The sequence below is a fragment of the Microbacterium sp. NPDC057659 genome (genome assembly GCF_042799915.1).
Taxonomy (GTDB): Bacteria; Actinomycetota; Actinomycetes; order Actinomycetales; family Microbacteriaceae; genus Microbacterium.
The window spans coordinates 1,223,061-1,235,765 of the sequence record NZ_JBHVHU010000002.1 but is presented as its reverse complement, the minus strand read 5'-3'; the positions used below and the strand labels follow the sequence as shown (position 1 = coordinate 1,235,765).

13 protein-coding genes are annotated in these 12,705 nt (G+C 68.4%); 6 read left to right on the top strand and 7 right to left on the bottom strand.

Annotated elements, in window-relative coordinates; all coding sequences use genetic code 11:
- Window positions 1-144: 144 nt before the first annotated feature.
- From ACFVAE_RS14300 to ACFVAE_RS14280, 5 genes are all read right to left on the bottom strand, one after another.
- The gene (locus tag ACFVAE_RS14300) at window positions 145-801 is read right to left on the bottom strand and encodes a hypothetical protein (protein ID WP_378893397.1); all 657 of its coding nucleotides are present in this window, start codon (window positions 799-801) and stop codon (window positions 145-147) included.
- A 9-nt stretch (window positions 802-810) separates the two neighbouring features.
- Window positions 811-1,314 (bottom strand): amino-acid N-acetyltransferase, encoded by a 504-nt coding sequence (locus ACFVAE_RS14295; protein ID WP_378893393.1) that lies wholly within the window; start codon window positions 1,312-1,314, stop codon window positions 811-813.
- A gap of 113 nt (window positions 1,315-1,427) precedes the next feature.
- The gene (locus ACFVAE_RS14290) at window positions 1,428-2,228 is read right to left on the bottom strand and encodes an SDR family NAD(P)-dependent oxidoreductase (RefSeq protein ID WP_378893391.1); all 801 of its coding nucleotides are present in this window, start codon (window positions 2,226-2,228) and stop codon (window positions 1,428-1,430) included.
- A gap of 2 nt (window positions 2,229-2,230) precedes the next feature.
- Window positions 2,231-2,734 carry a MarR family winged helix-turn-helix transcriptional regulator gene (locus ACFVAE_RS14285; RefSeq protein ID WP_378893388.1) on the bottom strand — a complete coding sequence of 168 codons (504 nt, stop codon included), beginning with the start codon at window positions 2,732-2,734 and terminating at the stop codon, window positions 2,231-2,233.
- A 106-nt stretch (window positions 2,735-2,840) separates the two neighbouring features.
- The gene (locus ACFVAE_RS14280) at window positions 2,841-5,357 is read right to left on the bottom strand and encodes an ATP-dependent Clp protease ATP-binding subunit (RefSeq protein ID WP_378893385.1); all 2,517 of its coding nucleotides are present in this window, start codon (window positions 5,355-5,357) and stop codon (window positions 2,841-2,843) included.
- A 219-nt stretch (window positions 5,358-5,576) separates the two neighbouring features.
- Here ACFVAE_RS14280 and ACFVAE_RS14275 point away from each other — a divergent pair, with 219 nt between their 5' ends.
- The 3 genes from ACFVAE_RS14275 to ACFVAE_RS14265 are packed head-to-tail and all read left to right on the top strand — an operon-like array spanning window position 5,577 to window position 7,017.
- A complete protein-coding gene (locus ACFVAE_RS14275) occupies window positions 5,577-6,191 on the top strand; it encodes a hypothetical protein (RefSeq protein WP_378893382.1) in 615 nt (204 codons plus the stop codon).
- Window positions 6,188-6,781, top strand: a complete 594-nt coding sequence (locus tag ACFVAE_RS14270) for a hypothetical protein (protein WP_378893379.1) — start codon at window positions 6,188-6,190, stop codon at window positions 6,779-6,781. Before ACFVAE_RS14275 ends, ACFVAE_RS14270 begins: the two co-directional genes overlap by 4 nt.
- Entirely contained in the window at window positions 6,778-7,017 is a 240-nt protein-coding gene (locus ACFVAE_RS14265) for a helix-turn-helix domain-containing protein (protein WP_378893376.1), read from the top strand. The genes ACFVAE_RS14270 and ACFVAE_RS14265 overlap by 4 nt, the downstream gene beginning before the upstream one ends.
- Window positions 7,018-7,020: 3 nt before the next feature.
- On the opposite strand, the gene ACFVAE_RS14260 is transcribed toward ACFVAE_RS14265, so the two are convergent.
- On the bottom strand, window positions 7,021-8,223 hold the full coding sequence (locus ACFVAE_RS14260; protein ID WP_378893373.1) for a M20 family metallopeptidase: 1,203 nt from the start codon (window positions 8,221-8,223) through the stop codon (window positions 7,021-7,023).
- A gap of 134 nt (window positions 8,224-8,357) precedes the next feature.
- On the opposite strand from ACFVAE_RS14260, the gene ACFVAE_RS14255 reads away from it, so the two are divergent.
- The 3 genes from ACFVAE_RS14255 to ACFVAE_RS14245 all read left to right on the top strand — a co-directional run bounded on the left by ACFVAE_RS14255 (window position 8,358) and on the right by ACFVAE_RS14245 (window position 10,733).
- On the top strand, window positions 8,358-8,678 hold the full coding sequence (locus ACFVAE_RS14255; RefSeq protein ID WP_378893371.1) for a hypothetical protein: 321 nt from the start codon (window positions 8,358-8,360) through the stop codon (window positions 8,676-8,678).
- 77 nt (window positions 8,679-8,755) lie between these two features.
- Window positions 8,756-9,097 carry a hypothetical protein gene (locus ACFVAE_RS14250; protein ID WP_378893368.1) on the top strand — a complete coding sequence of 114 codons (342 nt, stop codon included), beginning with the start codon at window positions 8,756-8,758 and terminating at the stop codon, window positions 9,095-9,097.
- A 130-nt stretch (window positions 9,098-9,227) separates the two neighbouring features.
- Window positions 9,228-10,733 carry a dicarboxylate/amino acid:cation symporter gene (locus ACFVAE_RS14245; protein WP_378893365.1) on the top strand — a complete coding sequence of 502 codons (1,506 nt, stop codon included), beginning with the start codon at window positions 9,228-9,230 and terminating at the stop codon, window positions 10,731-10,733.
- Between the two features lie 212 nt (window positions 10,734-10,945).
- Here ACFVAE_RS14245 and ACFVAE_RS14240 read toward each other — a convergent pair whose 3' ends face one another.
- Window positions 10,946-12,703 carry a cation:proton antiporter gene (locus ACFVAE_RS14240; RefSeq protein WP_378893362.1) on the bottom strand — a complete coding sequence of 586 codons (1,758 nt, stop codon included), beginning with the start codon at window positions 12,701-12,703 and terminating at the stop codon, window positions 10,946-10,948.
- Window positions 12,704-12,705 lie beyond the last annotated feature (2 nt).

Sequence of the window (12,705 nt, the reverse complement as noted above, 5' to 3'; positions counted from 1 at the left end):
CGAAGCGCTGGGGACACTTATGTCGACGCCACTGGGGATGGCATGTCCGGCTTGAATGAATCTCAAGACCACGGTTAATGGTATCCCAAACATCGGATCGCGTCACCCCATCCTCGGGACTTTCTGTACCGAGTCTGTGGGGGCTCAGTACAGCAGGATCTGCTCGGACTGCGCGCTGTCGAAACCGCCGATCGAGACCGTCACGTGATACGACGCTCCGCCACCGGGGGCGTGCGGGCGATTCTTGTCGCCGCAGGTCTTCACCGACGATCGCGTGCGGTCCCAGACCACCGGCTTCACGCTGTTCACCGTCTGCCCGGCCTTCAGCGTGACGATCATGTCACTGGGGTCTTTCTGGCAGTCCGTCGACCGCCACCAGACGTCGTTACCGCTCGAGATCGTGAGCTTCTGCGTCGTGGAGCCGACGTTGATCGTGCAGTCCTTCGCCCCGGTGTTCTTCAGGCGGATCGACAGCTGCGGATTCTTGCCGGCGGCGTAGCTGGTCGCATCCGTGACGGCGTCGACGGTGATGTCGGCCGCCGTGCAGGCGCTGATCACCGGCGTGTCGCTCGGCGTGGGTTCGACCTTCGGCGCATCCTCGGACGGCGACGCCGACGGCGACTCGCCGTCCTTCGACGGCGAGACCGTGGGGGTGGTCGTCGACGGAGCATCCGCCTGATCCGACCACGGCTGTGCGACCGCCAGCCACACTCCGCCGCCGATCGCGAGAATCAGCACGAGCACCAGCGTGATGACGACGAGGCGCCGTCGTCGGTACACGGCGGCGGATTGGCGAGGCATGCTTACAGGCTAATTCAGCCGCTTGAGCATTCTCGTGTTGCCGAGCGTGTTGGGCTTCACATGCGCCAGATCGAGGAACTCCTCGACGCCGGCGTCACCAGAGCGCAGCAGTTGCGAATACACGTCGGCGTCGACCACCTGTTCGCCGATCGGCTCGAAGCCGCGGCGCGTGAAGAACTCCGTCTCGAAGGTGAGGCAGAACAGCCGTGACAACCCGAGCGCGCGGGCGTTTCCCTCGAGCTGCTCGACCAGGCCGCGGCCGACACCGTGGTGCAGCCAGTCATCGCGGACCAGCAGCGTGCGGATCTCTCCGAGGTCCTCCCACATGACGTGCAGTGCGCCGCAGCCGATGAGCTCGCCGTCGGCCTCGGCGACGACGAACTCCTGCACAGCGCCGTAGAGCACGGCGAGGTCCTTGCCCAGCAGGATGCGCTGGTCGACGAGCGGCTCGAGCAGGCGATGGATGCCGAGGATGTCGCCGCTGCGCGCCGACCGGACCGCGTAATCACTCACGGATCCAGGGTACGCCGTGCGGAACTTCGGATGCCGCAGACGAAACGCCGGGCGGATGCCGCATCCGCCCGGCGTTCAGGCCGTGCGCCCCGAAGACGCGCGCGCGAGCCCGATCAGCGCGGGTCGTTCCACGACCAGATGTCGTCGCCGCGCAGGGTCGCGTCGGCTCCGCCGTCGTCGTAGATGACCTGACCCGCCATGTGCGTGTTCTCGACGCTGGTCAGCCAGATCAGCAGGTTGGCGATCGACTCCGGCGGCTGGTGGCTGTTCAGCGGCATCGGCACACTCGCGTCGACCATCGCTCGCCCCTCCTCGGTGGCGAGCAGCGGAGCCGTCATCGGCGTGATGACCGTTCCGGGTGCGACGGCGTTGAGCGGGATGTGCGCACCGGCCCAGGCCGGGGTGATCGACTCGCGACGCACCCAGCGTGCAAGTGCGCGCTTCGACGAGGGGTACACGGCGTACCCGACCTCGGGCCCCTGTGCGGCCAGGCCCTCCGCGATCTCGACCGCCTTCGCCTCGTCTCCGGCGAGAGCCGCCTCGACCATGTCGGGCGAGTTCGGCTGCAGAGAGGCCATGGACGACACGACGGCGGCGCGCGGAGCATCCGACTTCGCCAGCGCGGGAAGCAGCGCCTCGAGCAGCTCGGTGACGCCGAAGTAGTTCACCGAGATGGTCTTCGCGATGGGAGCCGAGATGCCGGCGCAGGCGATCACGGCGTCGATCGTGCCGCCGGCGAGCTCGATCGCTGCGGCTGCGGCATCCGATCGCCCCTTCCGCGTCGACAGGTCGGCTTCGATATCGGCGCCGCGCAGATCGATGCCGATCACGCGGTCTCCGCGGTCGCGCAGCAGCTGCGCGGTGGTTGCGCCGATGCCGGAGGCGGAGCCGGTCACGACGTAGGTGCGGGTCATGTTCATTCTCCGTTCTGCGATCCGGTTGCGGATCGCGCTGGACCGGGCGCGGGTTCGCGCTCGGGGTCGGAAGCGCCCAGGGCGCTGACGAATCGTGCGAGCTGTGCGGCGAAGGCGGCGGACTCCGCCGACGACCAGCCGGTGAGCGCCGCCGAGACCATGACGACCCCCTGATCGACCAGCCGCGCGTGCACCTCGATGCCTCGCGGTGACAGCCGCACGATGCTGGCCCTGCGGTCGGCGGGGTCGGGGACGCGCTCGATGTATCCGGCGGAGGCGAGCCTGTTCAGCTGTTTGGTCGCCGTGGGGCGCGAGATGCGCAGGGCCGCGGCGAGGTCACTCGCCCGCGACGGTCCCTCCAGGCCGAGCATGTACAGCGGCGGCAGGTCGACAGGATCGACCTGGACGCCCGCATCCGCGGCGACGGCCGCCTGCGTGCCGGCGGACGACCACCGCGCCATCAGGTGGGTGAGCGACGCCAGCAGGATCTGCTCCGGACTGCTCATACCGGCATTCTACGCCGTTTAGTTGCCTCGGGCAATCACTTACGAAAGCCCCCGGATACGCGAAAGGACGGATGCCGCAGCATCCGTCCTCTCGTCGTCAGTCAGCTCAGCTGGCCGCCAGATCCGGTGTGGCGGTGATGCCGCCGCCGGTGTTGACCCCGACCGAGACCTTCTCGCCGCGCGGGGCGGCGTCGAAGGTGAACTTGCCGTCGACGGCGTCGACCTTCACGTGGTCGCCGGGGTTCAGCTCACCGTGCAGGATCTTCTCGGACAGCATGTCCTCGATCTCGCGCTGCATGGCGCGACGCAGCGGACGAGCACCGAGCGACGGATCGAAGCCGATCTCGATGAGCTTGTCCTTCGCGGCGTCCGACAGCTCCACGGTCATGTCGCGGTCGAGCAGACGGTCGCCCAGCTGCTTGGTGAACAGCCCCACGATCTGACGCAGCTCTTCCTTGTTCAGCTGCGGGAAGACGATGATGTCGTCGACACGGTTCAGGAACTCGGGCTTGAAGTGGCGCTTCAGCTCCTCGTCGACCTTGCCCTTCATCCGCTCGTAGGTGGTCTGCGAGTTGCCCTCGACCTGGAAGCCGACCGGGCCACCGGCGATCGCCGACGAACCGAGGTTCGTCGTCATGATGATCACGGTGTTCTTGAAGTCGACCACGCGGCCCTGACCATCGGTCAGACGACCCTCCTCGAGGATCTGCAGCAGCGAGTTGAAGATGTCGGGGTGCGCCTTCTCGATCTCGTCGAAGAGCACCACGCTGAACGGCTTGCGGCGCACCTTCTCGGTGAGCTGGCCGCCCTCCTCGAAGCCGACGAACCCGGGAGGGGCACCGAACAGCCGCGAGACGGTGTGCTTCTCACCGAACTCGGACATGTCGAGCGAGATCAGCGCGGCCTCGTCATCGAACAGGAACTCGGCGAGCGCCTTGGCCAGCTCGGTCTTTCCGACGCCGGTGGGGCCGGCGAAGATGAACGAGCCGGAGGGGCGCTTCGGGTCTTTCAGGCCGGCGCGCTGGCGGCGGATCGTGCGGGAGAGGGCCGCGATGGCCTCCTCCTGACCGATGACGCGCTGGTGCAGCGCCTTCTCCATGAAGACGAGACGCGAGGACTCCTCCTCCGTGAGCTTGAACACCGGGATGCCGGTGGCCTGGGCAAGCACCTCGGCGATAAGGCCCTCGTCGACGACGGCCTTGGTGGCCACGTCGCCCGAGCGCCACTGCTTCTCGAGGCGCAGCCGCTCACCGAGCAGCTCCTTCTCCTGGTCGCGCAGCGACGCGGCCTTCTCGAAGTCCTGCTCCTCGGACGCCAGCTCCTTGGCCTCGCGCACGGCGGCGATCTTGTCGTCGAACTCGCGCAGCTCGGGCGGGCTGGACAGGATCGACAGGCGCAGGCGGGCACCGGCCTCGTCGATCAGGTCGATGGCCTTGTCGGGCAGGAAGCGGTCGGCGACGTACCGGTCGGCGAGGTTCGCCGCGGCGACGATGGCGCCGTCGGTGATCTGCACCTTGTGGTGCGCCTCGTAGCGGTCGCGCAGCCCCTTCAGGATGTTGATCGCGTGAGGCAGGCTCGGCTCCTGCACCTGGATCGGCTGGAAGCGACGCTCGAGCGCAGCATCCTTCTCGAAGTACTTGCGGTACTCGTCGAGCGTGGTCGCGCCGATGGTCTGCAGCTCGCCGCGGGCGAGCAACGGCTTGAGGATGCTGGCGGCGTCGATCGCGCCCTCGGCGGCGCCCGCGCCGACCAGGGTGTGGATCTCGTCGATGAAGACGATGATGTCGCCGCGGGTGCGGATCTCCTTGGTGACCTTCTTCAGGCGCTCCTCGAAGTCACCGCGGTAGCGGGAGCCGGCGATCAGCGAGCCGAGGTCGAGCGAGTAGAGCTGCTTGTCCTTCAGCGTCTCGGGCACATCGCCCTTGACGATCGCCTGGGCGAGGCCCTCGACGACGGCGGTCTTGCCGACGCCGGGCTCACCGATCAGAACCGGGTTGTTCTTGGAGCGGCGGGAGAGGATCTGCATGACCCGCTCGATCTCCTTCTCGCGCCCGATCACCGGGTCGAGCTTGTTGTCGCGCGCGGCCTGGGTGAGGTTGCGACCGAACTGGTCGAGCACCTGCGAACCGCCCTGCGCCTGCTGGCTCTCGTGCGCCGGGGCGCCGACGGCGGTGGGCTCGCGGCCCGGGGCGCCGGAGAGCAGCTGGATGACCTGCTGGCGCACCTTGTTCAGGTCGGCGCCGAGCTTGACGAGCACCTGAGCGGCGACGCCCTCGCCCTCACGGATGAGGCCGAGGAGGATGTGCTCGGTGCCGATGTAGTTGTGCCCGAGCTGCAGAGCCTCGCGGAGGCTGAGCTCGAGGACCTTCTTCGCACGCGGGGTGAAGGGGATGTGACCGGTGGGCTGCTGCTGACCCTGACCGATGATGTCCTGCACCTGCTCGCGCACGGATTCGAGCGAGATGCCGAGGCTCTCCAGAGCCTTGGCGGCGACGCCCTCGCCCTCGTGGATGAGACCGAGCAGGATGTGCTCGGTGCCGATGTAGTTGTGGTTGAGCATCTTCGCCTCTTCTTGGGCGAGGACGACCACTCGACGGGCTCGGTCCGTGAATCTCTCGAACATGCTGATACTCCCCTGCTGATGCCGGTACTCCGAGAGTAACGACCGGCGGAAGCCTGTAAGCCCGTGTTCGCCGTAGGCATACCCGAGTGGGTTCACTCACCCGCTCATTGAGCGAGCGAAGCGAGACGAAATGCGCCGCATCGAGCCCCTTGACGCACATATCGAGAGTCGTTATGTTAACGAAAGTCGATAACAACGATAGTCGTTATGGAGCAGATCATGAGCACACGCACCGGAAGGCCCTCGATGGCTGAGGGCGTCACGCTGGGACTCGTCGCCACCGGCGCCGTGAGCATCGCCATCGCCGCGCTGACGGGCGCGATCGGCGCCGCGATCGAGATCTTCGGATCGCCCGTGCCGGTCTCGCTGCCCGTACACGATGCGCCGATGGGCTCCCTCACGGACGTCGCGGGCGTGGCATCCGCCTCGTATACGGAGTCGGTCGTGTCGTTCGAGACGCTGGATGCCGGGACGAGATGGCTGCTGTTCGGCGAACAGGCCCTGCCGGCGCTCGCGACGGTGATCGTGTGCATGTCGCTGTGGTGGCTGGGGCTGTCGCTGATCCGGCAGCGCGCGTTCCGGAAGTCGATGGTGCCGGTGCTCGGCGCTGCGGCGATCGCACTGGTGGTCGCGGGGATGATCGGTCCGTTCCTCGGGGCGATCGGGAGGGCACAGGTAGTCGACGGACTCCCGGCATCCGTCTCGGGCGACTTCTGGACCCTGCTCTATGAACTGGATCCCGCGCCGATCGGCTGGGGCATCGCCCTCGCGCTGATCGTGAGCGCCTTCGAGGTCGGGCGCCGGCTGCAGAAGGAGACGGAGGGGTTGGTATGAGCACTGTCGAGCGCTCGTTCCGCGGCGCCAATCTCGTGTGGACCGGGATCATCGCGGCGCTCGCCGTCATCGGAGTCGTGTCGGTTGCCGTGACGCGACTGATGATCGCGTTCGGTCCCGCCGGCGTCGTATGGCAGGTGGCGATTCCGGAGAGCTACGACTCCCCCTCGGCACCGTCCGGAGCGTCCGTGCAGGTGACGCAGGGGATCGTGGCGGTGACGGATGCCAGCGCGGGTCTCGTCTCCCTGATGGTCATGACCGTGCTCGTCTCGGCGCTTTCAGGCATCGCCGCGATTGCCTGTTACGTCGTGCTGACAGCGGAGATCTCGCGCGGTCGCACGTTCTCGCGCCGGGCGATCCGGATGCTGACCTGGATGGCCGCGATCGTCCTGGTGGGCACGGTGTCGTGCTATCTGCTCGACTCGGCGATCGGCCGCGGCGTGCGCGCTGCTGTCGGCCTCGGCGAGGTGGGCGGCTCGACACCGCTGAGCTACTGGATGGGGTTCGCGATCTTCGCGGCACTGAGCCTCATCGCCTACGCGTTCCGCCGCGGCGCGGTCCTGCAGCGCGAAACGGAGGGGCTGGTATGAGCCCCGCCGAGATGGACGACGAGGACACCGGCATCCATTGCCGCCTCGACGAGCTGCTCGCCGCGCGAGGGATGACGCTCACCGAGCTGAGCACGCGCGTGGGCGTGAGCGTGGTGAACCTGTCGGTGCTGAAGAACGACCGGGCCCGGGCCATCCGTTATTCGACGCTGCGTGCGATCTGCGATGCGCTGGAGTGCGAGGTCGGGGAACTGCTCATGCTGGCGCCGAAGTCGTGAGCGCTAGCCGGCTGCCCGAAGCCCTTCTGCCGCCGCGAGGTACCCCGCCAGCAGGGCGCGCGCGGTGACGTCGACGGCGCTCTCGTCGGGAAGGAACCGCGCGTGGTGCAGAGTGGGCTGCGGCTGCTCCCGCGCGGTCTCGACGCCGACGAACAGCATGGCCGAGGGGACGGCCTCGCAGAAGTAGGCGAAGTCGTCCGCGCCCAGCGACCGCATCGGCTCGTCGCCGGGGATGCCGAGTCTCGTCAGCCACGCGTTGATGCCGACTGCCAGGTCATGGTCGTTGATGAGCGCCGGCTGTCCCTCGATGAGCGCGACCGTCGCGGTCGCGCCGTATGCCTCGGCCGTGCGCTCGGCCATGGTGCGGACGGCGGCGAAGAGGGCGGTGCGGTCACCGACGTCGGTGGTGCGCATCGTGGCGCGGATGTGCGCATGGGCCGGGAGGACATTGGCGACACCGAGGCCCGCATTCAGCGTCCCGACGCTGATCAGCGCGGGTCGCACCGGACTGATCGTTCGGCGGACGACTTCAGGGATGCCGAGTGCGATGTGCGCGATGGCCGCGACCGTGTCACCGGCCAGGTGCGGGTAGGCACCATGGCCGCCTCGCCCCTCGACCCTGATGTCGATCTCGTCCGCCGCGGCGTTGATGAACCCGCCTGCGGAGGCGACCGCGCCCGTCGCCACTCCGGGATGCACGTGCGCACCGATGACGTGCGCGATGCTGTGCTGCTCGATGACCCCGACCTCGATCATCTCCTGTGCGCCGGGCGGCGACGTCTCCTCGCGCGGCTGGAGCAGTCCGACCAGCCCGAACGGGAGGTCGATGCGCCGTGCGGAGCGCATCAACGCGACGAGAGCGGCCTGGTGCACGTCGTGCCCGCAGGCGTGCATGGCGCCGTTCTGCGAAGCGAACGATGCTCCGGTCTGCTCGGAGACGGGGAGGGCGTCCAGTTCGGCGCGCAGCGCGATCGACGGGCCGCCAGCCGGACCGATGCGCCCCACGGCGCCGGCATCCGTCATCGGCACGAACGGGATGACGTCGCTCAGCGCCGCCACGAGGCGGTCGCGGGTGGCCCCCTCCTCGCCGGACACATGCGGGTCGGCATGCAGCTCGCGGCGCAGGGCGCGCGCGGCGGGGAGCTCGTCGTCGAGCGCGAGGAGCCAGCGGGTGGCGAGCATACCGAGGTCAGCGCTGGCGGTCATCGAGCCTCCTGTCGGCGATCGTCCGATGGCGACCTTTGCGAGCTTATCGGGAGGCAGGACCGGTCCAGCGGGCGTTTCTGCGGGACGACCGGATCTGAACGCGTCACACAGCGTCCTTACGTACCCTGGACCCCATGAGCCTCAAGCGACTCCTTCTCGTCCTGCCCGCTGCGGCCGTCGCCTTCTCTCTGGCAGCCTGCAGCGCGCCGGCAGCTCGTCCGAGCGTCGACGACGTCTCGGCCGGCATCCAGAAGGTCGCGAAGTCCACGGGCAGCAGCGAGGTCTTCACCGACAAGGTCGCGGACTGCGTCGCCCAGGAGCTCGTCGACTCGAAGGCCTCCGACGCCTCGCTCGTGATCATCGCCGAGGGCAAGGAGCCCACCGACGCCGACGATCAGAAGATCATCACCACGGTCCTGAACGACGCCGCGAAGACCTGCCTTACCGCGAAGTGATCACGTCGCGAAATCATGGGTAGTTCTGCCCATGCACGCGGACCTTTCGATCTGCTGGGAGCCCGTACCCTGGTCTCATGAACACCGATCGGATCCTGCGCACGCGCACCTCGCGGCTTCTTCTCGCTCTCCCCGCCGCCGTCATCGCCTTCTCGCTGGCCGCTTGCAGCGCCCCCGCACGACCGAGCGTCGACGACCTCTCCAGCGGCATCCAGAAGATCGCCGGCGATGCCGGCACCGGCGACGTCTTCACCGACGCGATCGCCGACTGCATGGCGAAGGAGCTGCTCGACTCCAAGATCTCCGACGGAGACCTCGACAACATCGCTGCGGGCAAGGACGCCGTCAGCAAGGACGGCCAGGACCTCATCGAGAAGGAACTGGGCGACGCCGTCACGAAGTGCGCTTCCGCCGAGTGATCGCATGACGAGAAGGATGACGGCGGCCGCGGCCTCCGTCATCCTTCGTCACGAACCGCGGGGAATGGAATCCCGCCTCTAACGTTGACTCCCATGGCGCGCACCCGGCGCGCACCCACTTGGAGTCTTCATGAGCACCACGACGACGCGCCGCGAGAAGGCGCCCGACACTCGCGGACCGGTCCGCAAGCTGCTGACCTCGTTCGGCTTCCAGATCATCGCCGCCCTGGTCCTGGGCGTGGTGGCCGGTCTGATCGCCGTCAACCTCGGCGCCAGCGCCACGAACCCGACAGTCCTCTCCGACACTCTCGGCAAGATCGGCAGCTCGTACGTCACGCTCCTGAAGGCCGCGGTCGTGCCGCTGATCTTCACCGCGATCGTCGCGAGCATCTCCAACCTGCGCCGCGTGCAGAACGCGGCCCGCCTGGCAGGCCAGACCATCCTCTGGTTCGCGATCACCGCGTTCATCGCCGTGGTCATCGGCATCGTGCTCGGCCTCGTCATCCAGCCTGGCGCGCGCGCCGGGCAGGACCTCGAGACCGGCGACCCCTACGCCGTGGGCACCTGGTGGAACTTCCTGCTCGGCCTGATCCCGCAGAACTTCCTCGGCCTGTCCGTCTCGAGCTCGTTCGATGCCGAGACCAGCGTCGTCACCTCCGGCGTCGGCTTCAACATCCTGCAGGTGATCGTGGTCGCCGCGGTCGTCGGCATCGCCGCCCTGAAGGCCGGCAAGAAGGCCGAGCCGTTCCTCGCCTTCACCGAGTCGCTGCTGAAGGTCATCCAGCGCGTGCTGTGGTGGATCATCCGCATCGCCCCGATCGGCACCTTCGGCCTCATCGGATCCGCAGTCGTCCAGTACGGATGGGACAAGCTCGCATCGCTCGCCTGGTTCGCCGGCGCCGTCTACATCGGCCTCGCCCTGGTGATCTTCGTGGTCTACCCGATCCTCGTGAAGACCCATGGCCTGTCGATCAAGCAGTACTTCTCGGGCGTGTGGCCCGCCGTGCAGCTCGGCTTCGTCAGCCGCTCCTCGATCGGCACCCTGCCGCTGACCGAGCGCGTCACCGAGCGCAACCTCGGCGTGCCCCGCGCCTACGCCTCGTTCGCCGTGCCGCTCGGCGCCACCACCAAGATGGACGGCTGCGCCGCGATCTACCCGGCGATCGCCGCGATCTTCGTCGCACAGTTCTTCGGCGTCGACCTGAACTTCTTCCAGTACCTGCTGATCGTGATCGTCTCGGTCGTCGGCTCCGCCGCCACCGCGGGCACCACGGGCGCGGTCGTCATGCTCACGCTGACCCTGTCGACTCTCGGTCTGCCGCTCGAGGGCGTCGGCCTGCTGCTCGCGATCGACCCGATCCTCGACATGGGCCGCACCGCGGTCAACGTCGCGGGCCAGGCGCTTGTGCCGACCATCGTCGCCAAGCGCGAGGGCATCCTCGACCTCGATCTCTACAACGCGCCCCGCGAGGGACTCCCGTTCGCCGAGGACCTGGACGACTCGGATGACGCCGACAAGGAGGATGCCGCACACGCGGCCCTCGCCGACGCGAAGCACGAGGCCGCAGAGGCGGCCGCGGAAGCCGAGAAGGCGGCGGAAGAGGCGGATGCCGCCGAGCCGGCGTCTACGCGCTGACAGCTGAACACGAGAGCGGCGCCCCGGAGCATCCGGGGCGCCGCTTTTTCGGCGTCCAGCACCTGGGTTCCGGCGCCCATCCGCCGAACGAACCACTTCCCGACGACTGCACCACCTGCAGACGTCGACAACCGGTGCACTCGTCGGCAACCGGTTCAGTCGGGGCCAGGCCCTACGCCCTCACTCGCTCGACGACCGCGAGGGAGGGAGCCTCAGCGCCCGCCCGAGGTGTCCGCCCTGGTGTCCAGTGCCAGTTCCTCCGCATCGATGGCTGTGATCAGCTCGCGCATGACCTCTTCGCTCAGGTTGCCGGCATCCCGCTCCGCGATCAGCAGCTGCCTGCGCACGTCCAGCCAGCCCTTCGACAGGGTCATGAACTCGTCGTAGGTGGGGCGCACCATCTCGGCCTGTGCCTGATCGGTGCTGTGCTCCACGCGCACCAGCCGCTGCGCGAACGCATCGAACGCGTCGATCCGCTCGGCGCCGTGCTCCTGCGCCCATGTCTTCCGCATCCCGCGCAGATACGCCTTGCCCGCCTCGCGGCTGCGCGCGCGGACGGCCGCGATCTCCGCGGCATCCTCATCCGCCTCCGTGCCATCGGCGACGCCGAGCCGGCGGATCAGCCACGGAAGCGTCAGCCCCTGCAGCAGCAGGGTGCCCACCGTGACGACGAACGCGACCACGACGATCGCATGCGCGGCATCCGGCTCGAGGCCCGCGAGGTCAGCCGCGGCGAGCGCCGTCGCGAGCGTGACGACGCCGCGCATGCCGGCCCAGGAGACGATCGCGTTGTCTCGCCACGACAGCGCGGGTTCGGTGAGTTCGGCGCGGATCTGCTCCGGCGACTTCGCCGCGCGCACCGGTCGCGGCGGACGTCCGCTGCCGGCGGCGGCGGCCTCGGCGCGTTCCTTCGCGACGTCCGCTCTGCGCTGCATCTCCGCGAACTGTCCGGACTCGAGCGCGTGCTCCCAGCGCCGGATGCGCATCCGCTGCCACCACTGTCCCCACGCGCTGGCCGGGTAGACGAACGCAGGACGCACCAGCAGTACCGCGACGAGCACGGCGACCGACAGCCACAGCACGCCGCCCACGCTGCCGGATCCGAGCTCCGCGATCGCGCGCGGCAGCTGCAGCCCGATGTAGGCGAACACGAACGCCTCGAGCAGGAAGTCCGCCGACAGCCAGAGCGGCTTCTCCTGCTGACGGGTCGTGTAGCTCGTGCGCGGCGCGTTGAACCCGACGTACAGGCCCATGGCGACGACCGCGAGAACGCCAGAGCCGTTCAGGTGCTCGGCGATCGCGTAGGCCCCGAACGGCGCGAGCAGGCCGAGCGTTCCGTTGATCACCGGGTCGTCGCTGCGCATGCGCACCAGGTGCAGCAGCCCGCCGAACACCATGCCGATCGCCACGCCGACGAACACGGCGACCGCGAACTGCCAGATGCCGTCCCAGACCGTCACCGTCACGCCGGCGAGGATGGCCGCGAAGATCCGGTACAGCGTCAGCGAGGTGGCGTCATTGATCAGGCTCTCGCCGGACAGCACCGACATGATGCGGCGCGGCAGCCCCAGTTTCCGACCGATGGATGCTGCCGACACAGCATCCGGCGGCGCGACGATGGCGCCCAGCAGCAGCGCGCCGGGCAGGGTGAGCGAGGGCATGATCCACCACGCGATGAGCCCGACGACGACAGTGGTGACCAGCACCAGCCCGATGCCGAGCCGCCGGATCTGCGGCAGGCTGCGCTTGAAGCTGACGAACGAGACGTCCAGGGCGGCCGAGTACAGCAGCGGTGGCAGGACCAGGATCAGCAGCACATGGCCGTCGATGTCGAGATCGGGCACGGCCGGGATGAGCGATGCGGCGAGCGCGACGACGGTGACCAGCAGCGGCGCGGGCCACCCCTTCCATCTGGCGACGGCCGCGACCAGCACGGCGCCGACGAGTACGTAGAAGACCTCGGCATCCATCG